The sequence below is a fragment of the Mesorhizobium sp. YR577 genome, assembly GCF_900116595.1.
In the GTDB taxonomy this organism is placed as follows: Bacteria; Pseudomonadota; Alphaproteobacteria; order Rhizobiales; family Rhizobiaceae; genus Mesorhizobium_M.
On record NZ_FPBI01000010.1, the window covers coordinates 118,730 to 142,754 of the forward strand.

Genomic DNA, 24,025 nt, shown 5'->3' on the forward strand with positions numbered 1-24,025 from the left:
TCATGCCCTGGAACAATCAGAGTGGAGGAGGCGGCGGCGGTGGCCCATGGGGTGGCGGCGGCGGCAATAGTGGCGGACCATGGGGGCAGGGCCCTCGTCCGAGCGGACCGCAGGGTTCGCCCCCGGATCTTGAAGACATCATCCGTCGCGGCCAGGACAGGCTGAAGAACGTTCTTCCCGGCGGCGGCGCCGGCAATCCGGCCCTTTTCGGCCTCATCGCCATCGCGCTTCTGGTGTTCTGGGCCTTCCAGGCCGTCTACACCGTGCAGCCGGACGAAGTGGCGGTCGAACTGCGCTTCGGCAAGCCGAAGGACCAGCTCTCGGAGCCGGGCCTGCATTTCCATTGGTGGCCGATCGAAACGGTCGAAAAGGCCAACACGGCTGAAAAGCTGATCAATATCGGCGGCGGCTCGGACCGCTCGACCTCGGGCCTGATGCTGTCGGGCGACCAGAACATCGTCAACGTGCAGTTCTCGGTGGCCTATCAGGTCAACAATCCGCGCGATTATCTCTTCAACGTTTCCAACCCGGACGACATGCTGCGGCAGGTCGCCGAAAGCGCCATGCGCGAGGCTGTCGGCCGTCGCCCGGCGCAGGACATTTTCCGCGACGATCGCCAGGGCATTGCCGATGCCGTGCGCGGCATCATCCAGACCTCGCTCGAGGAATATGGCTCCGGCCTCGCGGTCAACGCCATCTCGATCGAGGACGCTTCGCCACCCCGCGAAGTGGCCGACGCGTTCAGTGAAGTGCAGCGCGCCGAGCAGGACGAGGATCGTTTCGTCGAGGAATCCAACCAATACTCCAACCAGAAGCTCGGTCAGGCTCGCGGTGAGGCGGCTCAGGTTCGCGAAGAAGCGGCCGCCTACAAGAACCGTGTCGTCCAGGAAGCCGAAGGTGAGGCGCAGCGCTTCATCTCGGTCTACGACGAATATGCCAAGGCACCCGACGTGACGCGCCAGCGCCTGTTCATCGAAACGATGGAAAAGGTGCTCAAGGGCTCCAACAAGGTCATCGTCGAGCAGGGTAACGGGCAGGGCGTCGTGCCCTATCTGCCGCTGCCCGAACTCCAGAAGCGCGCAACCACTGCCGCTCCCGCCGAAGGAGGCAACTGATGAGCAACCGACTTCCAATCATCGGCCTCATCGCCGTCGTCCTCCTGTTCATCCTCTACTCGTCGGTGTTCGTGGTGAACGCCAAGCAGCAGGCGATCATCCTGCGCTTCGGTGAAATCGTCGACGTGAAGACGCAGCCCGGCATCTACTTCAAGGCGCCATTCGGCATCTTCGAAGCCGACAACGTCCAGATGGTCGAAAACCGCGTGCTGCGCTTCGACCTCGACGACATCCGCGTCCAGGTTTCGGGCGGTAAGTTCTACGATGTCGATGCCTTCATGGCGTATCGCATCTCGGACCCGCGCCGTTTCCGTCAGGCTGTTTCGGGTAACATTTCGCTGGCTGAAGCCCGCCTCAAGACGCGTTTCGACGCGGCCTTGCGCCGGGTCTACGGTCTGCGCGGCTTCGAATCGGCGCTGTCGGAGGAACGTGCATCGATGATGCGTGAGGTTCGCGACCAGCTCCGTCCCGACGCAACCTCGCTCGGGCTGGAGATCGAGGATGTCCGCATCCGCCGCACCGACCTGACTCAGGACGTTTCGGCGCAGACGTTCGAGCGCATGAAGGCCGAGCGTCTGGCCGAGGCCGAAAGGCTCAGGGCACGCGGTCGTGAAGCGGCACAGCGCATCCGCGCCCGTGCCGACCGCGAGGTCATCGAGACGGTTGCCGAGGCGCGCAAGGAATCGGAAATCCTGCGCGGTGAGGGCGAAGCCGCCCGTAACGCCGCCTTCGCCGGCGCGTTCCAGCGCGACCCCGAGTTCTTCGAGTTCTACCGCTCGATGAGCGCCTACAGCTCGGCGCTGGATAATTCCGGCACGACGATGGTGCTGTCGCCGGATTCGGAGTTCTTCCGCTTCTTCCGCAATCCGAATGGTACGGCATCGGGCGCAGCCCCTGCCGCCCCGGCTGCGGGTGCAGCACAGCCAGCCACCGGCCAGTAATCGCCGGTGTCCGACTTTATCGCCGCCGTGGGTCTGGTCCTCGTCATCGAGGGCCTGATCTACGGCGGCTTTCCATCTCTCGCCAAGAAACTGGCTTCCGAAGTGCTTCTTGTGCCTGAAAACGCCCTGCGCGTTGCCGGGCTTGCGGCGATCGCCATTGGCGTCGTCGTCGTGTGGATCGCGCGCGGATAAATCACACAAGATTGTCGGCCATCCCGCCCCGGGCAGTATGCAAGGCCGCAAACACGCCGTATTTTACCTGCCACATGGTAACGCGCCCCAAGGGCTGCCACGCTATTTCTTTATCTGAACCGGAGGCCACCTGCTTATGACGTTCACACTCGTACCGCCTGCGGTAAGAAGAACCTTCGTGGCCGCGACCATGGCGCTGCTGGCCGGCGCTGTCGCTGCGCCCTATGTCGCCGCTCCGGCGCTGGCGCAGGACAAGCCGAAGATCGCACCGCAAGCCCAGGTGCCGGCTCAGCCGCCGAGACTCGCGCCGCAAGGTCCGGCCTCTGTTGCCGATCTGGCCGAGGGGCTGCTTGGCGCGGTCGTCAACATTTCGACTTCGCAGACGGTGAAGGGCGGCGAAGGCCCCGGTGCCGTGCCGATGCCGCAGCTGCCGGAAGGCTCGCCGTTCCAGGATTTCTTCGACGATTTCTTCAAGAACCGCCAGGGAAACAAGGATGGTGAAGGCGGCGGCGGTGGTGGTGGCGGCGGATCGCAGAAGGTCCAGTCGCTCGGTTCAGGCTTCGTCGTCGATGCCGAAAAGGGCATCATCGTCACCAACAACCACGTCATCGCGGATGCCGACGAGATCGAGGTGAACTTCTCCGACGGCTCCAAGCTCAAGGCCACGCTCAAGGGCACCGACACCAAGACCGACATCGCCGTGCTTCAGGTCGATCCCAAGGGCAAGAAGCTGACGGCGGTCAATTTCGGCGATTCCAACAAGATGCGAATCGGCGACTGGGTCATGGCCGTCGGCAACCCGTTCGGTCTGGGCGGTACCGTCACCGTCGGCATCATCTCGGCGCGCAACCGCGACATCAATTCCGGTCCCTATGACGACTTCATCCAGACGGACGCGGCGATCAACCGGGGCAACTCCGGCGGCCCGTTGTTCAACATGGAAGGAGAAGTCGTCGGCATCAACACCGCCATCATCTCGCCTTCGGGCGGCTCGATCGGCATCGGCTTCTCGATTCCCTCCGAGCTTGCAGCCGGTGTCGTTGCCCAGCTTTCCGAGTTCGGCGAGACGCGTCGCGGCTGGCTCGGCGTTCGCATTCAGCCGGTCACCGACGAGATCGCCGAAAGCCTCGGCATGAAGGGCGCCAAGGGCGCGCTCGTCGCCGGCGTCATCAAGGGTGGGCCGGTCGACAACGGCACGATCCAGCCTGGCGATGTGATCACCAAGTTCGATGGCAAGGACGTCCATGAGATGCGCGACCTGCCGCGTGTCGTGGCTGAAAGCCCGGTCGGCAAGGCCGTGGACGTGCTGATCGTGCGCAAGGGCGTCGAGCAGACTGTCAAGGTCACGCTCGGCCGCCTGGAAGATGGCGAAAAGCTCAGCCAGGACGAAGAGGACAAGCCGGCACAAGGCGAGGGCGACAGTGGCGCGGTCGCGACTGCTTCCGTTCTCGGCATGACCATCGGCGAGCTGAACGACGAGGCGCGCAAGAAGTTCGAGATCGGCGCCGAGGTTTCGGGCGTCGTCGTCACCGAGGTCGCACCGAACTCGGCTGCTTCCGAGCGCGGCATCCTCGCCGGCGAAGTGATCACCGAGATCGCCCAGGAATCGGTCTCGTCGCCCAAGGACGTGATGGACCGTATCGGCGCGCTGAAGGAACAGGGCCGCAAGAATGCCCTGCTGATGCTGGCGTCCAAGAGCGGCGAACTGCGCTTCGTGACCGTGCGGATGGATTGAGTCCGGAAACGGACGCAAGCTGTTGATTTTTAAGGAAGGGCGGTCGAGTGACCGCCCTTTTTTGTTGGGGCTGGGTATCTGCTCGCGATGACAATGGTGGTTCCAACGTCAGCCTTTGGCGACTGGCAGTGACAACCATGAAGTCGTCATCCCGGAAACCGGAGCGAAGCGCAGGTTATCCGGGACCCATTCCGAGCATCGGCAGGCACGGCCCGGTCCTGATGTAGACGCGTTCTGCACCGCTGAAGCTCTTCTCCGTTCCGGCATGGATCCCGGGTCTCCGCTTCGCTCCGCCCGGGATGACGAAGAGAGGGGGTGTCGCCGCTAATCGCAAACGTTGTTGACTGCCGCACAGCAGGCGCGGCTACCGCGCCGGAGACGTAACTGCCGCGTACCAGCGTTGACGATTAGCGAAGACCTAACATGCAGTTCGTCATCCCGGGCGCAGCACGAGCGAAGCGAATGCGAAGAACCCGGGGATCCATGCCGGAACATCCGTGAAGGCTACAGCGGTGCAGAACTGCCGAAGCTGAAACCAGCGGAAACTGTGGGGGAAAGATTTCCACCTGATTTCCCGCCAACCCATTGTTTCCACTCACCCCACACATTTTTTCACCCCCAATCTTTCCACACCCTCAAACACCGCCCGCATAATCCCCCCATCGCTCCTGCGGGACCGGGTCTGGAACCGGGATCAAGGGGGAGTGGCGGTGACCTCCCGCCCTGGTGTGGTAGCCAGGGACCCGAGGGCCCGACACAGGCCGGCGTGGAACGAGCACGGCGCAAATGCCACTGCCCAAAACCATGCGGAGAACCCGCGGCGTCTTGTCCATGGAATGTACATGGAGCGGGCGTTGTGACCGGCCGACTTCGGGACAGACACCGAGCGGGGCGCGGAAGTCGCGCCACGTACTAAACACTAGGAAGGCACGGCCAAGCGCCCCGCTTCCCGATCTTTGACAATGGCCAGACGGCGAAAACCGGGCGTGGCGATGATGAAACGCGCCGGCGTTTTCTCCCCCCTTGAGGGGGTGAGGAACGGTTCGCGAAGCGAACGAAAAGCCAACGATTTGGCTTTTCGAGTGACGAACGCCCGGAGCCCTAGCGTAGGGCCGGAGCGCGAAGCGCCAGAGGGGGGTCGTTCATGCCGAGCTCAACGCAAAAAAACGTCGGAGCACTGCCGCAGCGACCCCTCCCGGCGGCTTCGCCGCCACCCTCCCCTCAAGGGGGAGGGGAACGTCGACCTTACTTCCTCGCCCGCCAGTCTTCCCGCGACAGCCGGTAGAGCACATGCCGCTTCAGTTCCGGATGCGTGTCGGGCACTTCGGGATGATCGAAGTCGCCGGATGGCTCGCGGCGCATGCCGAGCCGTTCCATGACGGCAGTGGAGCGGTGATTTTTCTCGACGGCGAAGGAGATGATTTCCGGCTTGCCGAGTGTGTCGAAGCCGAAATCGAGCAGTGCAGCAGCACCCTCAGTGACATAGCCCTTGCCCCAGAATTCCGGTGCCAGCCGCCAGCCGATCTCGATCGTGCCGGAAGGCGCAGCCGGTTCGATCTCGGCGTCGTGCAGGCCGATGAAGCCGATGCAGTCGCCGGTCGCGGCAATCTCTGCCGCCATCCAGCCGTAGCCATTTTCGGTGTTTTCGGCGCGTATCTCGTCCATCTTGGCGTCGGCCTTGGCGCGGTCGCGGCGGAAGGGGAAGAACTCCATCACCGTTTCGTCGGAGTTGATGCGGAAGAACAGGTCACGGTCGCGCTCTTCCCAGTTGCGCAGGATAAGGCGTTCTGTGCGGATCGGTTTCATGCGGCAAACTCCTTCTCGCTGTAGCCCTGAAGATAAAGCAGGGCGGTGAGATCGCCATGGTCGATGCGGACCTTGGCTTCGGCTGCCACCGACGGCTTGGCGTGAAGGGCAACACCAGTGCCCGCCAGGCGGATCATGTCGAGATCATTGGCGCCGTCGCCGACTGCAATCGCATCAGCCGGCAAAAGCCCGAGGCGCGCCGAGATTTCATGCAAAGCCTCGGCCTTGGCGGCGCGGCCGAGGATCGGCTCGGCGACCTCGCCGGTGAGACGGCCGTCCTTCTCGATCAGGCGGTTGGCGCGGTTCTCGTCGAAGCCGAGCATGGCAGCGATGCGGGAGGTAAAGACATCGAAGCCGCCGGAAACCAATGCCGCGTAAGCCCCGTTGGCACGCATCGTGGCGACCAGCTGCAGGCCGCCGGAGGCCAGCGTCAGGCGGTTGGCGATGATGCGGTCGATGACCGCGGCATCGAGCCCTTTCAAGAGCGCCACGCGTTCGCGAAGCGCGGGTTCGAAGGCGATCTCGCCATTCATCGAGCGCGCGGTGATTGCCGCGACATGTGCCTTGACGCCGATCTCGTCGGCGAGTTCATCGATGCATTCCTGGTCGATCATGGTCGAGTCCATGTCGGCGATCAGGATTTTCTTCCGGCGGGTTTCGCTTTCCTGGACGACGACGTCGATGGGTTCGCCATCCAGCGCTGCCCGTAATGCCGACAGGGCCTCGTCCGCCGAAACGGAATCTGGCAGAGCAATATCGCAGGCGATTTTCTCGGATAGCCAGCGAACAGAGCTTGCGCCGACCGCCTGCGAGGCCATATTCGCCAGCGATTGCGAAAGTCGGCCCTGGGCCGGATGGGAAATGAGCGTGGCGACAAGCGACATGGAGAAATCCGGCAAGGCTGAGGGTGGCGGAAGCATCAGGAACGCGATCCTGATAGCCGGGCCGACCGCCAGCGGCAAGTCGGCGCTTGCGCTCGACCTCGCCGAGAAGAAAAACGGCGTGATCGTCAACACGGATTCCATGCAAGGCTATGCCGTGCTGAACGTGCTGACGGCGCGGCCAAGCGCGGAGGAACTGGCGCGCGCGCCGCACCATCTCTACGGCCACGTTTCACCGAGGACGGCCTATTCGACCGGCGCCTGGCTGCGCGACGTGATGAGGCTTATGGGCGAGGGGGTGTTCGAGGAGAGGACGCCGATTTTCGTTGGTGGCACCGGGCTCTATTTTCGGGCGCTGGCTGAAGGCATTTCCGAGATGCCGGAAATCCCGCCGGCGATCCGCGACCGATGGCGCTATCGCCTGCTCGAGGACGGACCTGACCGGCTGCACCGCATCCTGCGGCAGGAGGATCCCGAAACCGCCCAGCGCCTGCGCCCGACCGACGGGCAGCGCATCGTACGGGCGCTGGAAGTGCTGGAGGCATCGGGCCGTTCCATCCTGCGCTGGCAGCAGGAACGCGGGCGTCCGCTCATCGATCGGGCAAACGCTCACTTTTTCGTGATCGAGCCGGAGCGGCCGGTACTTGTGAATCGCATCGACCAGCGTTTTGAGCGTATGCTGGAAATGGGCGCCCTCGAAGAGGTGCGGGCGCTGAGCGCATTGGCGCTCGATCCGGCCTTGCCTGCCATGAAGGCGATCGGCGTTCGGGAGCTTCAGGCAGCCGATTCAGGGGAGTTGGAATTTTCCGAGGCAATAGCACGCGCCAAAATTGCAACCAGGCAATATTCCAAGCGGCAAGGCACATGGTTTCGCAACCAGCTCGGGCCGGAATGGAAACGCATTGGGGCAGCCGAGGCTTTGGAAACGTAAAGGGCAGTGGGGAAATTCAACACGGATAAAGCGGCAGTCGCAGACGTCCCGTCTTCGCCTTGCGGTTGCGGGGATTAACCCTCCGTAAGGCCCAAGGTGGCATAACGGTTTACGAAAGCTCGTCAACGGAAAGAATATGCGCTTCCACCAGTCGGAATCGGCTTTTTTTGTATTGATTACCGTTATTCTCGCGGCCGGAGCGGTGATCGTGCATGCCTACGGCGTTCTTCACACGTCGACCGAGACGCTTTACCAGCCGGAGCGGATGCAGGGCGTCGCCTATCTTTCCAAACTGCTTTTCGCGACCGGCGTTCTTCTTGCAACCGCGCTGTTCTTCGGCATTTTCTTCATCTACCCGCAAATCCGCACCCAGGTGAAAGAGCAGGGCAAGCTGCGCGCCATGACGGCCTCGCTCAGCGCCCGTTCGGTGACGCTGGAACAGGCCGCGCTCACCGACGCGCTGACCGGCATGCAGAACCGGCGCTACTTCGACGATGCACTGAGGGAATATCTCGAGGAGTTTCGCAAGATCGACAAGCCTGTCGGCCTGATGATCCTCGATCTCGACCATTTCAAGCAGGTCAACGACACGCACGGGCACGATATCGGCGACGATGTGCTGCGCGCGGTGGCCAGTTGCCTGAAGGACATGACCCGCTATCACGATGTCGTCGCACGTCTCGGTGGTGAGGAATTCGCGGTGGTCGCGCCCAATATGGACGCCGACATGCTCACCCGGCTGGCCGAGCGCATTCGCAAGGCCATCGCCGCCACCACGGTGTTCAACGGCAACATACGCTTGAAGATCACCACCAGCGTCGGCCTCGCCGTCTGGGATCGCAAGGAGACGGCCGAAGAGTTCTTCCGCCGCGCCGACAAGCAGCTCTACGAGGCCAAGAGGCAGGGCCGCAATCGCGTCAGCGCCTGAGAATTCCACATGAATTCGTGACGCTGGCCTTCTGACACTGATTTTCTGCGCTTACCTAGAGCGCCACGCGTCCTATTGGACGCATAAAGGACGCTCTGGAAATTTGAGTTGGCGCATGATCCTTTCCGAAATCGATTCCGATTTCGGGGTCATGCGCGTGCTCACGTACTTAAATGTACGCTCCGCTCCGGTTCTCGAAAACCAGCGCCATAAGACTCAGCCTGACGAATTCCTGCTGGAATTCTTCCCAAGCCAGCCAGAATTGCAATTGGTGTGGGCGCTGAAAGTCGTTTCGATTTCAATCCGAGCGCGGGCGGAGCCCAAAGGTCGTCGTCTTGAGACCGAAGCTGACATCGAGGTCATCGGCTGCCGGGACTGCGGTCGCAGTTTTGCGATAACCGGGATCGCCGGCCTGGCGCTGCACGTCGACGGCTTCGGAGAAGCCGAGATTCTGCTGCGGGCGGGGCACGTTGCGCAGCCGCTCTACGATCGCGGCTAGGTCGACATCCGCATCGTCCGTGCTGGTTGCATCGGAGGCATGACGTTTGCCGGCACCGGGTATCAGATTGGCCGGCAGGCGCTCGAATTTCAGGCGCATGGTGGTCGCGACACCTTCGCCGAAGGCGATTGCCTCGCGCTGGCCCATGGAGGACAGGAAAGACAGGGTGGAGGCCGAAGAGTCGGCGATCGCCGAGCGGATGATCTTCTGGTCCTGGTCGTTGGCGAGCCGCATGGCGAAGACCGTCGAGCACTGCGACAGGATCGTCGGGTCGAGATCGCCCGGGCGCTGGGTCACGACGCCGAGATAGCAGCCATATTTGCGGCCTTCTTTGGCGATGCGCGACATGGCGTGGCGGGTCGGCGCGAAGCCCAGCCGTGGATCGGAAGGCATGTAGCGATGCGCTTCCTCGCACAGCACCAGCAGCTTCAGCCGCCCCTCGCTCCACAGTGCCAGGTCGAAGGCGAGCCGGGCCAGAACGGAGCAGACCGAGTTCACCACTTCCGACGGCATGCCGGCCATCTCGAAGCAGGTGATGGGCCTGCCTCCATGCGGAATGCGGAAGATGTTGCCGATGGTCTGGTGGATCGTGTCCTCGATCAGCCTGGAGGCGAACATAAAGCGGTAGCGCGGATCGGCGACAGCCGACTCGATGCGCGTCTTCAGCGCGCGATAGACTGGCCGGTCGTTCTTGCTTTCCAGCAGGCCCATGCGCTCGTCGATCTGCTTGATCAGGTCGGCCATGCGATAGGGCACCGGCGTGTCGGCGGTCAGCGCATCGCCGCCGCGACGTATGAAGGTGCCGGCGTTGGGATTGCGATAGAGGTTCTTGGCATGCGGGATCAGGTCGCGCAGGACGTCGAGTTCCTCGGGAACGATCTCACGCCCGCGAAACAGCACCTCCGCGAACTCCTCCAGCCGAAACAGCCAGAAGGGCAGGTCGAGCGACGAGGTATCGACCTTGACGCTGAGTTCGGGCAGGGCGTCGGCGAATTCATTGTGCGGATCGAGGATCAGCACGCGCAGATCGGGCTTGGCCTGGATCGTCTTGCGCAAAAGCAGCGACACGGCGGTGGATTTGCCGACGCCGGTGGTGCCGACCACGGCGAAATGGCGGGTCAGCGTGTCTTCGATGGCGATACAGGCATCGATGGTCTCGTCCTGCGACAATTGCCCGATGGTGACGGCCTTGCGGCCGGCGAGATCGTAGACTGCCTGAAGGTCGCGTGCGCGGATGCGGTGGGCGATCGCGCCGATATGCGGATAGACAGTGATGCCGCGATCGAAGGCCGGCTTTGCCGGCGGCGGGAGATCGCGGACCTCGCCAATCAGCTCGATGCTGACCTCGATGGCGTTGCGGCCGTCATTGTTCCAGACGCGGTCGGATTTGCCGATGGAATAGACGAGACCAACGGTGCGGCAGGCGCCGAGATTGATGGAGATCATGCGCCCGACCGTCCACTGGCCGGTTACCGAACCATCGCTCGCGTCGGCGAAGGCTGCGATGGTGGCGCGGGCGCCGTCGCAATGAACCACGTGGCCGAGAACGCGTGCGTCCGGTTGCGCGTTGTCGCGACGTTCCTGCGAAGTTGGTTCTCCGCCGGATTTCTGCCCGTCGACATACATGGAAATGACTGCGCCTCTCGGAAGTGTCCTATTTGCGAAAAGTCTATCGACATGGGGTTAAGGCCGCGTGTCGGGGCATGGTTGAGCAGTCGTTAAGGATGTCGGTCAAAGTCGCGGGATCGTGATTTCAGAGGCCGCAAATCGGTCACAGGCGGGGATGAGCATCGACGTTACTGAAGGGCGAAAATCTTTGCCCCAATGCCTTCGAACGGCTTTGCGGCAGCATTCTTGGAGGGCGCCATGCGCGTGTCTCTGTCTGGAATTTTCGGCAAAAAAGGTGGCTTGACCGCGATGGCGCTGATCGTGGCGCTGGGCGGAACTGTCTCCGCGCCTTCGGTCTTGCCTGGCAATCAGGCCGCACTGGCTGCGAGCTTCTCCAGCTCGACCCATGAAAGGCTTTCCCGCTACGGTGAGTGGCGAACGTCGTCGCGGTTCGGGCAGGTGTGGGTTCCGACCGTGCAGGCCGGGTGGCGGCCTTATACGGTCGGCCACTGGGTCTGGACTGACGATGGCTGGTACTGGCAGTCCGACGAGCCTTTCGGCTGGGTCGTCTTCCACTACGGGCGTTGGGCTTTCGACCAGGATATCGGCTGGGTCTGGATCGCCGGCAACGACTGGGCTCCGGCCTGGGTCGTCTGGCGCGAGAGCGACGAGGATGTCGGCTGGGTGCCCGCGCCGCCGCCCACGGTCGTCGTCGAGGATGACTGGTGGTCGTTCGTGCCGGTGGTGGCAATCGGTGCAGCCGCGATCCTGCCTGTGCTCAGGCCGGTGAGCGACAACGTCACCTATGTGCGCAATACGACAATCATCAACGAAAACATCACGGTGAACAATTACCGCGGTGCGGGCACGGTTCGCGTCGGCAATAGCGTCGTGCCGGTCAATGCCGGGCCACCGCTCAGCCGATTGCCAAGCACCGTCGTCAAATCGGTGAGGGCGGCGAAGGTGGTGCCGCCGTCCAGCGGTGCGATCGCTACAGCTCATCTCGATCCGTCTAAGGGTGCGGTGATCAAGACGTCGGGAGTAAGGTTGAATCCGGCAGCGCAGCCTTCCGGTTTGGCGAAATCGAATACTGCTCCCGCACCTGCGACGGCTGCGCAGCAGCCCGCAAATCCAGGGGCAGGCCCGAAGAAGCCCGTTGGCGCGACTGCATCCGCTCAAAACGGCAAGAAGCTTCCAACCGTTGCGGCGGGCGCCGGAATTCCAGCCACGCCTTCGGTATTGAAAACCCCGCAGCATCCGGTCAAAGCGGCGAGTGCGACGGCGCAAAAACCGGTTGCCGTGAGTAGACACGTCACCAATGCCGGCGTCGCATCGCAACAATTGCTCCAGCGCCGTGCTGCCTTGCAACAACAGCGCAAACTCGCATCGGCGCAACATCAGGCACGCCAGGCAGCGAAGCACCAGCAAGCAATGGCTATGCATGAGAGGTCGACGGTACACCCGCAGGCAAAGGCCATGGCCCGGCATGTGATGGCACCGGCGCAGGCAAGGCGGGCCGCCAAGTGTGACCCGCACGATCAGCGCTGCAAGCGGCCCGGTTGATTGACGAAAATGTAACCCGGACCCGCCGTTTGACGGGTCCGGTTTCCGTGTGACCGCCGGCTGGCTCGGTTTTCACGTTCCTGTCGACGGCATTTGCTGAAAATGATAGGTTTGCGACGGAGTTGGGTTGGGCGCATTGCGCCCAAGAACATGGGAAATGTCTTGAGAGTATCATTTCCGGTGAATGATCCGAGGTTTGCCGCGCGTGCGGCAACGCCTTCGACCTGCTGTGGACGTCGATGAGGCAGGACGTTGCGGATAAGGCATTGAAGGCGGTCTATGAGGCCGCGCTCATGCCGGAGACATGGCCCGATGCGATGCAGATGATTTCAGCGGCCTGCAACGCTTCGCTGGCGCTTGGCCAGCTGGTCGGCAAGGACGGCTACAACGCGATTGCGAGCCGCGGCAGCGAAGGCCTGTTGCGCGACTATGTGGATGGCGGCTGGCACGAGAACAACCCGCGCATGATGCGGGGGCTGGCGATCACGCAGGCCGGCTTTCGCGGTCTGGTCACCGAGCGGCAGATGTTTACGGCGGAGGAGCGGGCGCGCCTGCCGTTCGAACAGGAATTCGCGCCCAGATATGACATCACCTCGGAAGCGGGCACGGTCGTTGCCTCGCATGCCGGTTCTCACTTCGTCCTGACGGTCCAGCGCGGATTGCGCGCCGGCTCGTTCGAAGACGACGAACTGAAGGCCATGAACCATTTTGTCGACAATGTTGCGGCGGCTTGTTCCTTCGCACTTCGCGCCAAGCTGGAGCAGGCCGCCAATATGCTTGATGCGCTGGGTGCGCGCGGCGAGGCGTTGGCCCTTCTCACACCCGCCGGCCGTATTCTTCACTTCACGGCCCCTTTCGAGAAGCTGCTGGCCGATCGCCTGACGGTCCGAAACAGTCATGTTCACGCGGTCGAGGCCGGTGATGACGTCCGCCTGCAGGAGTTGATCGCGCGGGCCGCAGACAGGCCGGCGCTTGCAAGCGAGCCTTCGAACAGCGTGTTCCTGCGGCGGGCGACAGGCCGGCCGCTCGTCGTGCGCTGCCTGCCGATCGCTGGTGCGGCGCGCGACTTCTTCGGCCTGGCACGCATGATCATGACGGTCGACGATCTCGAAAGACCGAGGTCGACCGCCGTGCATGAGAGCCTGCGCGACGCCTTCGGACTGACGGCTGCGGAAGTGCGCCTGGCAGTGCGGATCGGGCGGGGAGAAATGCTGCGCGCGGCCGCTGCCGGCGAGGGCGTCTCGTTCGAGACGGCTCGCACGCGGCTAAAGCTCATCTTCGACAAGACAGGCACACGCCGGCAGGCGGAACTTGCCGTTCTGATCAGCCGCCTCGGGTGACCAGATAGCCGCCGCAGAATTCTCCTTACGCTGCGTATTTTTCCCGTTGACGCGCTTTCGGAGCGCAACTATGGTTCGCGGCCATGAAGACAGCACTCATTCTCGTAGTAGGAAGGCGCGTGGGCAAGGCGGTGTAACCGCCGGGCGAAATCCCCCCATGCGCAAGACACAGGCTCCCTCGGGGGCCTTTTTTATTGCCAAAAATACCGATACGACCAGCAATCGCAAAAAGCGGAAGAGACGGAACCAGACCGATGAGCAACGGACAGAACGAAACCGGACGGCGTGAAATGAGCGGCGCCGAAATGGTGGTACAGGCGCTGAAGGACAATGGCGTCAAGCATCTCTTCGGCTATCCCGGCGGTGCGGTTCTTCCGATTTACGACGAGTTGTTCCAGCAGGACGATGTCGAGCACATCCTGGTCCGCCACGAGCAGGGCGCGGGCCACGCCGCGGAGGGCTATGCCCGTTCCACTGGCAAGGCCGGCGTCGTCCTCGTCACCTCCGGTCCCGGTGCGACCAACATGGTGACGCCGCTGCAGGACGCGCTGTCGGATTCGATCCCGCTGGTGTGCATCACCGGCCAGGCGCCGACAATGCTGATCGGCACCGATGCCTTCCAGGAATGCGACACGGTCGGCATCACGCGGCCCTGCACCAAGCACAACTGGCTGGTGAAGGACGTCAACGATCTGGCTCGCATCCTGCACGAGGCTTTTCATGTCGCAACCACCGGCCGGCCCGGCCCGGTCGTCGTCGACGTGCCGAAAGACGTCCAGTTCGCCAAGGGCATCTACACGCCGCCACAGACCGCGCCGCGCACCAGCTATCAGCCTAAGGTCCAGGGCGATCTCGAGAAGATCAAGGCTGCCGTTGCGCTGATGGCGGAGGCCAAGAAGCCGATCATCTATTCCGGCGGCGGCGTCATCAATTCAGGCCCCGAAGCGAGCCATTTGCTGCGCGAACTGGTCGACCTGACCGGTTTCCCGATCACCTCGACGCTGATGGGCCTCGGCGCTTATCCGGCCTCCGGCAAGAACTGGCTCGGCATGCTCGGCATGCACGGCAGCTACGAATCCAACATGGCGATGCACGATTGCGACGTCATGATCTGCATTGGCGCACGGTTCGACGACCGCATCACCGGCCGGCTGAACGCGTTTTCGCCGAACTCGAAGAAGATCCATATCGACATCGACCCGTCGTCGATCAACAAGAACGTCCGCGCCGACGTGCCGATCATCGGCGATGTCGGGCATGTGCTGGAGGATCTCGTGCGACTGTGGCGGGCGACCGCCAAGACCGACAAGAAGACGCTCTATCCCTGGTGGGAGCAGATCGCCAAATGGCGCGCGCGTGACTCCCTGGCCTTCAAGCCGAACAACGACGTCATCATGCCGCAACATGCGATCCAGCGGCTGTACGAGCTGACCAAGCACCTCGACACCTACATCACGACCGAGGTCGGCCAGCACCAGATGTGGGCGGCGCAGCATTTCCATTTTGACAAGCCGAACCATTGGATGACCTCTGGCGGCCTCGGCACGATGGGCTACGGCCTGCCGGCGGCACTTGGCGTGCAGATCGCGCATCGGGATTCGCTGGTTATCGACATTGCCGGCGACGCCTCGGTACAGATGACGATTCAGGAGATGAGCACGGCGGTTCAGTATGAGGCGCCGATCAAGATCTTCATCCTGAACAACCAGTATATGGGCATGGTAAGGCAGTGGCAGCAGCTGCTGCACGGCAACCGCCTGTCGCATTCCTATACCGAGGCGATGCCGGACTTCGTCAAGCTGGCGGAGGCCTATGGCGGCCACGGCATTCGCTGTGAAAAGCCGGGCGATCTCGATGATGCGATCAAGGAGATGATCTCGGTGAAGAAGCCGGTGATCTTCGATTGCCGTGTTGCAGCACTTGCCAACTGCTTCCCGATGATCCCGTCGGGCAAGGCGCATAACGAAATGCTCCTGCCGGACGAGGCAACGGACGAGGCGGTCGCCAATGCCATCGACGCCAAGGGCAGGGAATTGGTGTGATCTGGGCGTCGCCCGGCAAAGGCCGTGCGGAAACAAAGCAATAGCCAAGAATTTTGAGAACGAGATTCAACAATGAACGCACAGCTACAACCAACCGGCTCCGCCTATTTCATCGCCAAGGAAACCGAGCGCCCGGAAAACCACACGCTGTCGGTGCTGGTCGACAACGAGCCGGGCGTGCTTGCCCGTGTCATCGGCCTGTTTTCGGGGCGGGGCTATAACATCGAAAGCCTTACGGTTTCAGAGACCGAGCACGAAAAGCACCTGTCGCGCATCACCATCGTGACGCGTGGCACACCGCATGTGCTGGAGCAGATCAAGCATCAGCTCGAGCGCATCGTGCCGGTGCATCGCGTGGTCGACCTTACCGTGTTGGCCGGCGAACTGGGCCAGGACCGGCCGATGGAGCGGGAACTGGCGCTGGTCAAGGTTGCGGGAACGGGTGACCATCGCGTCGAGGCGCTGCGCCTTGCCGAGGCTTTCCGCGCCAACGTGATTGACGCCAACACCGAACATTTCATCTTCGAGATCACCGGCAAGGTGTCGAAGATCGAGCAGTTCATCGCCATCATGAAGCCGCTCGGGCTGGTGGAAGTCTGCCGCACCGGCGTGGCAGCTATGAACCGCGGCCCACAGGGGATGTAGGCAAGTCGTCTCAAAAAAGGGCTCCGGCTGGACCAAATGATCAGCCGGATGTGAAGAGGCGGATCGTGCTAAGAAGGTCAATATTACTGACTTATATTCGGTGAACGATGTCCTCGGAAGCTTTCCTGGCCCTTCTCGTCTATGCCTTCGTGACCTCGATCACGCCGGGGCCGAACAACTTCATGCTGCTGGCATCGGGCGTGAATTTCGGCTTCGTGCGCACGATCCCGCATATGCTGGGCATCGGCATGGGTTTCCTGTCGCTGCTGCTCGGCGTCGGTTTCGGGCTTGGTGCGGTGCTGACGGCTTTTCCGGCGCTGCACACCGTGCTGAAGATCGCAGGCGGTGCGTACCTGCTTTATCTCGCCTGGAAGATCGCCATGTCGCGCTCGATGGGCAAGTCCGGCGAGGCGCAGGCGCGGCCGATGACCTTCTTTGAGGCCTCGGCGTTTCAATGGGTCAATCCCAAGGCCTGGGTGATGGCGATCACCGCCATGGCGGTCTATACGAATCCGGCAGCACCGTTCCTGTCGGTGCTGCTGATTTCCGTCGCTTTCGCACTGGTCAATCTGCCTAGCGTCTCGTCCTGGGCCGGGTTCGGCATGGCGCTGCGCGGCTTCCTGTCCGATCCGGTGCGGCTGAAATGGTTCAACATCGCCATGGGCGTGTTGCTGGCCGCGACGCTGTGGCCGATGCTGAAATAGCGTCAGAACAGATCGATCGCCGGTTTCGTCAGCATCAGCCAGAAAATGGCGAGCACGCTGAAGAATGCTGGAAACCCGCAAGCGAACCAGATCCGGTAGAGGCGGAAATAGCGTGCGGGCAGTTCGGTGCCGTCGGTCGCTGCTTTTCGCGCCAGATTGCGCAGCAGTATCTGGATATAGACGACCGGCAGCCAGAACAGGCCCGTGACGACATAGAGCATAAGGGAAAGCGCGATCCAGCCTTCACTGAGCGACCAGCCGATCTCATGCGCCAGCCACGCGCCGGTGATGGGCTGGAGGATGACGGCGGTTGCGGTGAAGATCGTATCAGCCAGCACGACGGTCCCGCCGACATGGGCGATGATTGCCGGGTTGCGGGTGCGGTGCGCCATGACCATAAAGAAGGCGATGCCGGCGCCGGTGCCGAACAGCACGGTGGCGCCGAGGACATGGATGAGGCGCAGAAGCTCTTCCATGGCTCAGCGCTCGTCCAGTATTGCGAGCGCCACCAGTGCCAACGCGATGGATGGCAAAACCTTGACCAAAGGCCCGAGCGGGTCGACCCACAAAACCGGCGTCAGAAACGTGGCTGCTGTAAGGTAGGCTAGCGACAAAGAGATCATGCCTTTGAGTGCTGTACCGGAATAGCGGCGGACAATGACGCCAAGTCCAAGCGCGATGTCGGCGACGCTGGTGATAAGCGTCAGGGCGGAGGCAAAGGTGAGTGAAGCACCGGCGTCCACCAAATGTTGCGTCGAGGCTGCGAAGCGGAGCAGCGCGATCGCGCCGGACACTATCCAGAATAGGCTCAGCGTGCCGAAGATGACCGGCTTGAGCAGATAGAGCCGGGCGAACCACAGCTCCTGGACGCCTGCCGGCATGTCCGCAAGGGTTTCGGAAAGGGATTTCAGTTGCCGGTCAGGCAAGGCTGGATGTCCCGACACGCCTGCGGCGGCCACATCGAGCGCCGTCGAGCGCAGGGGCGATCGCCAGCCCAGCCTGCCAAGCAGGTCGGCGACTGAAGCGACGGCGCGGGCGGCAAACGCGGGTACGGCGATGAAGGGGGCCGGAGGTAGCCCCAGCCACCGGCGATGGATGGCGACAGCTTCGGAAAGGGAAAGCGTTTCCGGCGCGGCAAGGTCGAGATCGCTGCCGGGCTCGATGCGGCCTGCCAGAGCGTCCGCGACGGCAGCAGTCACGTCGTCAAGCGCTGCAAACTGCATTTGAGCGTCTGCGTGAACCAGCGGCGTTACAAGCGGAAACGCCGCCAAAGCCCTCAGCAGCGCCGAGCCGCCGTATGCGGTTCTGCCTATGATTACGGCTGGCTTCAACACGACGAAGGGAGCGCCGCAGGCTTTCAGTGCTTTGTCGGCGGCTTGCTTGGTGGACAGGAATGGAAGGTCGGCAGCGTTGCCGTAGGCCGTGCCGAGATCTGGACGATGAGCTTTATGTTCAAGCGGGCCGCAGCCTCGTAGAGCGCCCGCATGGCGTCATATTGAACGGCTGCCACATTGTCTCGGGCGCTGTCTTGCAAGGCGCCGGCGCAGTTCACCACTGCATCGATATCTTTCAGCAGTGGCAGCCAGGCTTCCGGGGTGAGCAGCTTGGCGATGTCGGTCGATATCCAGTCAATCTGCGGCATTCGACGTTTCGGCTGGGAAACATCGCGGGCAAGAGCGGTAACGGAATTGCAGCGATCCGACAGCAGTTTCGCAACTGCCGAACCGACGAAGCCGCTGCCGCCTAGAATCAAGACCCGCATTGCTCGACGATAGCCGGTGGCTGGGTTGCGTACAAACAACGGCTGGCCCAAGTCGATGCGCTTGCCGACCGGGCAGGTCGGGCTTAGGTTTCGCGCATGTCACACGATCACGACCATCACCACGACAACGAACTCGATCCGATGGCCGCACGGGTGCGGGCGCTGGAGACGATCCTGACCCAGAAAGGGCTGATCGATCCGGCGGCGATCGACGTGATCGTCGAGACCTATGAGACCAAGGTCGGTCCGCGCAACGGCGCGAAAGTGGTGGCGAAGGCGTGGAGTGATCCTGCCTTTGCCGAGTGGCTGAAAAGCGATGCTACTGCCGCCATCGCCTCACTTGGCTTCACCGGTCGGCAGGGTGAGCACATGCAGGCGGTGTTCAACACGCCGGAAACGCACAACCTCGTCGTCTGTACGCTGTGTTCCTGCTATCCGTGGTCGGTGCTAGGCCTGCCGCCAGTCTGGTACAAGTCGCCGCCTTATCGCAGCAAGGCGGTGATCGACCCGCGCGGCGTGCTTGCGGAATTCGGCGTAACTCTGCCTGCGGAAACGAAAATTCGCGTCTGGGATTCGACCGCGGAGCTTCGCTATCTGGTGGTGCCGGAGCGGCCCACAGGCACTGAAGGCTGGAGCGAAGAACAACTCGCTGAACTGGTGACGCGGGATTCGATGATCGGCACCGGGCTTGCCGGGCAAGCCGCATGAACGGGCCGCAGGACCTTGGCGGGCAGATGGGTTTCGGGCCGGTCGCGCCCGAAAAGGACGAGCCGCTCTTCCACGCCGAATGGGAAAAGCGCGCGCTGGGCGTGACGCTGACTGCGGGTGCGATGGGCCACTGGAACATCGACGAAAGCCGGCATGCACGCGAGAGCCTGCACCCGGCTGACTACTATTCGTCGAGCTACTACGAAATCTGGACCAAGGCGCTAGAGGTGCTGCTTGAGCGCCATGGTTTCGTGACCGCGAACGAACTCGCTCGGGGCAAGGCCCTCAGCGACGGGACCACGCCGAAGCGGGTGCTGAAGGCGGAAAACACCGCTGCGGTGCTGGCCAAGGGCGGGCCTTGCGACAGGCCGGTTGCTGCCGCGCCGCGCTTTGCCGCCGGCGACACAGTGCGGACGAAGAATTTCAACCCGCAAGGCCACACGCGGCTGCCGCGCTATGCGCGCGGAAAGCTCGGCACGGTCGAGGCGGTGCGCGACGGGTTTGTCTTTCCCGACAGCAATGCGCACGGCAAGGGCGAGAACCCGCAATGGGTCTACACCGTCGTCTTCGATGGCCGCGAAATCTGGGGCGAGGGCGCCGACCCGACGCTGACCGTCAGCATCGATGCCTGGGAGAGCTATCTTGAACCGGCGTGAGACGTTGCCCGGATTATCCGCCGATGCGCCGGTCTTTGCCGAACCGTGGCAGGCTGAAGCCTTTGCCATGGTTGTCGCACTGCATGAGCGGGGGCTGTTTTCGTGGAGCGAATGGGCCGAAGCGCTATCGGCAGAGGTGAAGCAACCCGGCGCTGCCGAAGACGGCCATGATTATTATGCGCATTGGCTGGCCGCCCTGGAAAAGCTGCTTGCCGCAAAAGGTGTTGCGCCGCCGCGGGATGTCGACCAGCTTGCGGCCGCGTGGCAGCGCGCGGCCCACGCGACGCCGCACGGCAAGCCGATCGCGCTGGAGAACGACCCGCTGCACGGCGGGTGATCTTTCAGAACTTCGACCAAACAATTTCCGCTTTAAGTATTTGTTTTTACGCAATTCCGAACGGAAAACCGCTTCACTTGAATTGCTCTAAGAAAGACCGCTCCATGCAAGCTCTCCCGACATATGAAGATGTTCTCGCTGCCGCTCGCCGCATCGAAGGTGAGGCACACAAGACGCCGGTTCTTACCTCCAGCACGATCGACGGGGAGATGGGTGCGAAACTGTTCTTCAAGGCAGAGAACCTGCAGCGCATGGGGGCCTTCAAGTTTCGCGGTGCGTTCAATGCGCTGTCGCGCTTCACCGACGCTCAGAAGAAGGCGGGCGTCCTGACATTTTCCTCCGGCAACCACGCGCAGGCCATTGCCCTGTCGGCCAAGCTTCTCGGCATCGCCGCAACCATCATCATGCCGGATGACGCGCCTGCCGCGAAGCGCGACGCGACGAAGGGCTATGGCGGCAAGATCGTCTCCTATGACCGCTACAGTGAAGATCGCGACGAAATCGGACGCCGGTTGCAGGAGGAGACCGGGGCGACGCTCATTCCGCCCTACGACCATGCCGATATCATTGCCGGGCAGGGAACGGCGGCGAAGGAGCTTTTCGAGGAAGTGGGCGAACTCGATGCTTTGTTCGTCTGCCTCGGAGGCGGGGGGCTTCTGGCCGGCAGCGCACTGTCGGCGAAGGCGCTGTCGCCCCAATGCAAGGTCTATGGCGTCGAGCCGGAAGCAGGCAATGACGGCCAGCAATCTTTCCGGGCCGGGCATATCGTCAGCATCGGCACGCCCCGGACCATCGCGGATGGCGCGCAAACACCGTCGCTTGGAAAGCTGACCTTCGACATTATCCGGCGCGATGTCGGCGATATCCTGACGGCTTCGGATGCCCATCTTGTCGACTGCATGCGGTTTTTCGCCGAGCGGATGAAGATGGTGGTCGAGCCGACCGGTTGCCTCGGTTTTGCGGCTGCACGCAACGCGCCCGACAAGGTCAGGGGAATGCGGGTCGGTGTCATCATCAGTGGCGGCAATGTCGATCTCGGCCGGTTTGCGGCCTTGATTTCCGACGGCGCGCAAGCGTGATCAAAGCCGGAACGTCGATTGCGTCTTGCCCTTCGGGCGCGAATCCTGTCTGTCGAAACCATGGAATTCTCTCCGCAACAGGATGATGCGCTGCAGGCGGTGGCGCGCTGGCTGAAGACCGGAAAACCGCAGGTTTTTCGCCTGTTCGGCTATGCCGGAACCGGCAAGACGACACTGGCGCGCTATTTCGCCGAACATGTCGATGGGCAGGTGCAGTTCGCCGCCTTCACCGGCAAGGCCGCGCAGGTGCTGCGCTCGAAGGGCGCAACCAATGCCCGCACCATCCATTCGCTGATCTATCGCCCGAAGGGCGAGGAAGCGGTGTCGGACGAGGCGACCGGCAAGACTTCGATGTCGCCGACATTTTCGCTCAACCGCCAGAGCCCGATCTCCAAGGCCAAGCTGGTCATCATCGACGAATGCTCGATGGTCGACGAGGAACTGGGCCGCGACCTGCTTTCCTTCGGCACGCCGATCCTCGTTCTGGGCGATCCCGGCCAGTTGCCGCCGATTTCCGGCGGTGGCTTCTTCACCGAGCACGAGCCAGATTTCCTGCTTACCGAAATCCATCGTCAGGCGCGCGACAATCCGATCCTCAGGCTGGCGCTCGACGTGCGCGAGGGCCGTGAGTTCATGCGCGGCGACTATGGTACCGCGCAGGTCATCGGCAAGGAACAGGTGACGCAGGAACTGGTGCTGGCGGCCGATCAGGTGCTGGTCGGCACAAACCGCACGCGCAAGCGCTACAATCACCGCCTGCGCGAGCTGAAAGGCTTTACCGCCAGCTATCCGCAGGCTGGCGACAAGCTCGTCTGCCTGCGCAACGACCCCTCCAAGGGGCTGCTCAACGGCTCGCTGTGGAAGGTGATGACCTCGTCGCGCGAAACGGTGAAACCCGGCATCAACCTGCTGGTCTCGCCGGAGGAGGACGATCCTGATCGCGGGGTGGCCAAGATCAAGCTTCTGAAGTCTGTGTTCGAAGACCCGGACGCCGAAGTCCCTTGGCAGCAGAAGAAGCGTTTTGACGATTTCGACTATGGCTATGCGCTGACGGTCCACAAGGCGCAAGGCTCGCAGTGGGACGACATCGTGCTGTTCGACGAGAGCTTTGCCTTCAAGGACACGCGCCAGCGCTGGCTTTACACGGCGATCACACGCGCTGCGCAGCGGCTGACGGTTGTGCGTTAGCCGCCTGCTTCATTCGACGATTTCGAACAGAACCGCAGTAGCGTCGTCGCTCATCTTGAAGCGCGGGAATTTGTGGCCGTCGGGATCTTCGACGCGCTCGATGCGGCGCAATTCTTCCAGCAGGGCCGACAGACCAATATCGCGGGCCGCCTTTACGAACTCGCCGACGCTATAGCGTCCATATTGGTCGCAGAGTGCAGCGAAGCCGTCGCTGCACAAAAGCCCGGAGGCGGGCAGACCGAGGTGGAGTGGTTCCGTAGCCAGATGTTTTGCTGCTGCGGGCTCCGTTCCCAAGGTCCAGACGCCGGCGTCCGACTGGTTGTATGCGGCTCGGCGCTTGCGCAACTCGTCGCGCACGAGCGGATCGTCGGCCAGCGCCTGATGCGCCGAAAAACCGCCGGTATGGGCGATTGCCAGCCGCGCGCCGTCGCGCTCATCGGCAAAGCCGCCCTTGATCGCGCTGGTGTCGAATTCCGCACCGTCTGCACCGAGCAGGAACAGGCGGCAGTCGCCAAGCCCATGCGTGACCACCCCACCTTCCTCGACGCGTACCATCTGAAAGCCGGCGATAGGCAGGTTCCACGGCTCGATCGGCAGCGCGTTGGCGGCTTCCTGGACGACATTGGCCGCGCAGGCGTTGAACTCGTGCACGATGTCGCTCATCGCGCGACCATTGCGCACCATCTCTTCGAACGAATCTTTCGCGAACTGGGCAAGCCATGCCGCATCGGAACCGTTCAGCCCAACGATGCTCTTGCCGCCCAGGCCCGTTGCGCCGTCGATGACGAAGGCGCAACTGGCGTTGCCGCCGGCGGCGTCTTCATTGGGGCGCGAAGGGGAGCCCGGATCGGAGATCGAATCGATGATGCGAATGTTCGGCATGATGGCGGCTGTGTGGCGCGGGGCCGTGACGGGAATGTGACCGCGCTACTTAACCCAACGTCCGCCCGGCGTCACTCCGAGTTCGTGGGCGACGCACCCAGCCAGGCCCAGGCTTCCATTTCTTCTTCGGTATCAAAATGCCGTGTTTCGACCGGGGAAGGTGGCTTGAAAAACCGCTCCAGATACCGCGCGCCGCTGGATTTGCCGACCGTTGCGCAGCGGCGAATATGTTTTGAAGCAATATCGCGGCCTTCCGACGTGGTATCTGGCGAAATCTGGCTCCAGTCTACGCCGTCATTGTCCACCATCTTCACCAGCAGATCGATGCGATCGTGCAGGGCGTAGGCGCCTTCCAGAAGGCCGTAGAAATTCTCGACGTCAGCCGCCGAGATATGTCCGGTAATCTCGAAGGCGTATGCGTCGTCCCGGTTCGTCTCGATGCGCCGAACCGCCGGCATGGAATCCAGTGGATTTAGCATGGCG

General features: G+C 62.6%; 22 protein-coding genes and 1 pseudogene. 16 read left to right on the forward strand and 7 right to left on the reverse strand.

Annotated features, from left to right (window positions below; translation table 11 throughout):
• The first annotated feature begins 2 nt into the window (after positions 1 to 2).
• The 4 genes from hflK (at position 3) to BM413_RS16140 (ending at position 3,983) form a co-directional block, all read left to right on the forward strand.
• Positions 3 to 1,115, forward strand: coding sequence for an FtsH protease activity modulator HflK (hflK, locus tag BM413_RS16125; RefSeq protein WP_091914811.1), 1,113 nt, complete (start codon positions 3 to 5; stop codon positions 1,113 to 1,115).
• Entirely contained in the window at positions 1,115 to 2,056 is a 942-nt protein-coding gene (locus BM413_RS16130) for a protease modulator HflC (protein WP_091914813.1), read from the forward strand. Before hflK ends, BM413_RS16130 begins: the two co-directional genes overlap by 1 nt.
• A gap of 6 nt (positions 2,057 to 2,062) precedes the next feature.
• The gene (locus tag BM413_RS16135; protein ID WP_091914815.1) at positions 2,063 to 2,248 is read left to right on the forward strand and encodes a DUF2065 domain-containing protein; all 186 of its coding nucleotides are present in this window, start codon (positions 2,063 to 2,065) and stop codon (positions 2,246 to 2,248) included.
• Between the two features lie 136 nt (positions 2,249 to 2,384).
• On the forward strand, positions 2,385 to 3,983 hold the full coding sequence (locus tag BM413_RS16140) for a DegQ family serine endoprotease (protein WP_091914817.1): 1,599 nt from the start codon (positions 2,385 to 2,387) through the stop codon (positions 3,981 to 3,983).
• Positions 3,984 to 5,228: 1,245 nt separating this feature from the next.
• On the opposite strand, the gene BM413_RS16145 is transcribed toward BM413_RS16140, so the two are convergent.
• Positions 5,229 to 5,789 carry a GNAT family N-acetyltransferase gene (locus BM413_RS16145; protein WP_091914819.1) on the reverse strand — a complete coding sequence of 187 codons (561 nt, stop codon included), beginning with the start codon at positions 5,787 to 5,789 and terminating at the stop codon, positions 5,229 to 5,231.
• The gene (gene serB / locus BM413_RS16150; RefSeq protein ID WP_091915076.1) at positions 5,786 to 6,673 is read right to left on the reverse strand and encodes a phosphoserine phosphatase SerB; all 888 of its coding nucleotides are present in this window, start codon (positions 6,671 to 6,673) and stop codon (positions 5,786 to 5,788) included. Before serB ends, BM413_RS16145 begins: the two co-directional genes overlap by 4 nt.
• Between serB and miaA the strand changes: the two genes are divergently transcribed.
• Positions 6,651 to 7,601 carry a tRNA (adenosine(37)-N6)-dimethylallyltransferase MiaA gene (gene miaA / locus BM413_RS16155; RefSeq protein WP_091914821.1) on the forward strand — a complete coding sequence of 317 codons (951 nt, stop codon included), beginning with the start codon at positions 6,651 to 6,653 and terminating at the stop codon, positions 7,599 to 7,601. The genes serB and miaA overlap by 23 nt on opposite strands.
• Before the next feature lie 136 nt (positions 7,602 to 7,737).
• On the forward strand, positions 7,738 to 8,529 hold the full coding sequence (locus BM413_RS16160) for a GGDEF domain-containing protein (protein ID WP_091914823.1): 792 nt from the start codon (positions 7,738 to 7,740) through the stop codon (positions 8,527 to 8,529).
• 298 nt (positions 8,530 to 8,827) lie between these two features.
• Here BM413_RS16160 and BM413_RS16165 read toward each other — a convergent pair whose 3' ends face one another.
• Entirely contained in the window at positions 8,828 to 10,654 is a 1,827-nt protein-coding gene (locus BM413_RS16165) for an ATP-binding protein (RefSeq protein WP_091914825.1), read from the reverse strand.
• A 240-nt stretch (positions 10,655 to 10,894) separates the two neighbouring features.
• Between BM413_RS16165 and BM413_RS16170 the strand changes: the two genes are divergently transcribed.
• From BM413_RS16170 to BM413_RS16190, 5 genes are all read left to right on the forward strand, one after another.
• Positions 10,895 to 12,199 (forward strand): DUF6600 domain-containing protein, encoded by a 1,305-nt coding sequence (locus BM413_RS16170; RefSeq protein WP_244537894.1) that lies wholly within the window; start codon positions 10,895 to 10,897, stop codon positions 12,197 to 12,199.
• Between the two features lie 239 nt (positions 12,200 to 12,438).
• Positions 12,439 to 13,539 (forward strand): helix-turn-helix transcriptional regulator, encoded by a 1,101-nt coding sequence (locus BM413_RS16175; RefSeq protein ID WP_139238601.1) that lies wholly within the window; start codon positions 12,439 to 12,441, stop codon positions 13,537 to 13,539.
• A gap of 254 nt (positions 13,540 to 13,793) precedes the next feature.
• Positions 13,794 to 15,581 (forward strand): acetolactate synthase 3 large subunit, encoded by a 1,788-nt coding sequence (locus BM413_RS16180; RefSeq protein ID WP_091914828.1) that lies wholly within the window; start codon positions 13,794 to 13,796, stop codon positions 15,579 to 15,581.
• A 72-nt stretch (positions 15,582 to 15,653) separates the two neighbouring features.
• Entirely contained in the window at positions 15,654 to 16,226 is a 573-nt protein-coding gene (gene ilvN / locus BM413_RS16185) for an acetolactate synthase small subunit (protein ID WP_091914830.1), read from the forward strand.
• A 107-nt stretch (positions 16,227 to 16,333) separates the two neighbouring features.
• The gene (locus BM413_RS16190) at positions 16,334 to 16,930 is read left to right on the forward strand and encodes a LysE family translocator (RefSeq protein ID WP_091914832.1); all 597 of its coding nucleotides are present in this window, start codon (positions 16,334 to 16,336) and stop codon (positions 16,928 to 16,930) included.
• A gap of 2 nt (positions 16,931 to 16,932) precedes the next feature.
• Here BM413_RS16190 and BM413_RS16195 read toward each other — a convergent pair whose 3' ends face one another.
• Both BM413_RS16195 and BM413_RS16200 read right to left on the reverse strand, forming a co-directional pair.
• Positions 16,933 to 17,406, reverse strand: coding sequence for a DUF2269 family protein (locus tag BM413_RS16195; RefSeq protein ID WP_091914834.1), 474 nt, complete (start codon positions 17,404 to 17,406; stop codon positions 16,933 to 16,935).
• A gap of 3 nt (positions 17,407 to 17,409) precedes the next feature.
• Positions 17,410 to 18,692 (reverse strand): annotated as a pseudogene (locus BM413_RS16200) (SDR family oxidoreductase).
• A 96-nt stretch (positions 18,693 to 18,788) separates the two neighbouring features.
• Here BM413_RS16200 and nthA point away from each other — a divergent pair.
• The 5 genes from nthA to BM413_RS16225 all read left to right on the forward strand — a co-directional run bounded on the left by nthA (position 18,789) and on the right by BM413_RS16225 (position 22,660).
• Positions 18,789 to 19,400, forward strand: a complete 612-nt coding sequence (gene nthA, locus BM413_RS16205) for a nitrile hydratase subunit alpha (RefSeq protein ID WP_091914836.1) — start codon at positions 18,789 to 18,791, stop codon at positions 19,398 to 19,400.
• Positions 19,397 to 20,056: a nitrile hydratase subunit beta gene (nthB, locus tag BM413_RS16210; protein WP_091914838.1), complete on the forward strand. Its 660-nt coding sequence runs from the start codon at positions 19,397 to 19,399 to the stop codon at positions 20,054 to 20,056. Before nthA ends, nthB begins: the two co-directional genes overlap by 4 nt.
• Complete coding sequence (locus tag BM413_RS16215) at positions 20,043 to 20,393, forward strand: nitrile hydratase accessory protein (RefSeq protein WP_091914840.1); 351 nt, start codon at positions 20,043 to 20,045, stop codon at positions 20,391 to 20,393. Before nthB ends, BM413_RS16215 begins: the two co-directional genes overlap by 14 nt.
• 104 nt (positions 20,394 to 20,497) lie before the next feature.
• Positions 20,498 to 21,472, forward strand: coding sequence for a threo-3-hydroxy-L-aspartate ammonia-lyase (locus BM413_RS16220; RefSeq protein ID WP_091914842.1), 975 nt, complete (start codon positions 20,498 to 20,500; stop codon positions 21,470 to 21,472).
• A gap of 60 nt (positions 21,473 to 21,532) precedes the next feature.
• The gene (locus BM413_RS16225) at positions 21,533 to 22,660 is read left to right on the forward strand and encodes an ATP-dependent DNA helicase (protein WP_091914844.1); all 1,128 of its coding nucleotides are present in this window, start codon (positions 21,533 to 21,535) and stop codon (positions 22,658 to 22,660) included.
• 9 nt (positions 22,661 to 22,669) lie between these two features.
• Here BM413_RS16225 and BM413_RS16230 read toward each other — a convergent pair whose 3' ends face one another.
• Both BM413_RS16230 and BM413_RS16235 read right to left on the reverse strand, forming a co-directional pair.
• A complete protein-coding gene (locus BM413_RS16230; protein WP_091914846.1) occupies positions 22,670 to 23,542 on the reverse strand; it encodes a hypothetical protein in 873 nt (290 codons plus the stop codon).
• 71 nt (positions 23,543 to 23,613) lie between these two features.
• Entirely contained in the window at positions 23,614 to 24,021 is a 408-nt protein-coding gene (locus tag BM413_RS16235) for a SpoIIAA family protein (protein ID WP_091914848.1), read from the reverse strand.
• Between the last annotated feature and the right edge of the window lie 4 nt (positions 24,022 to 24,025).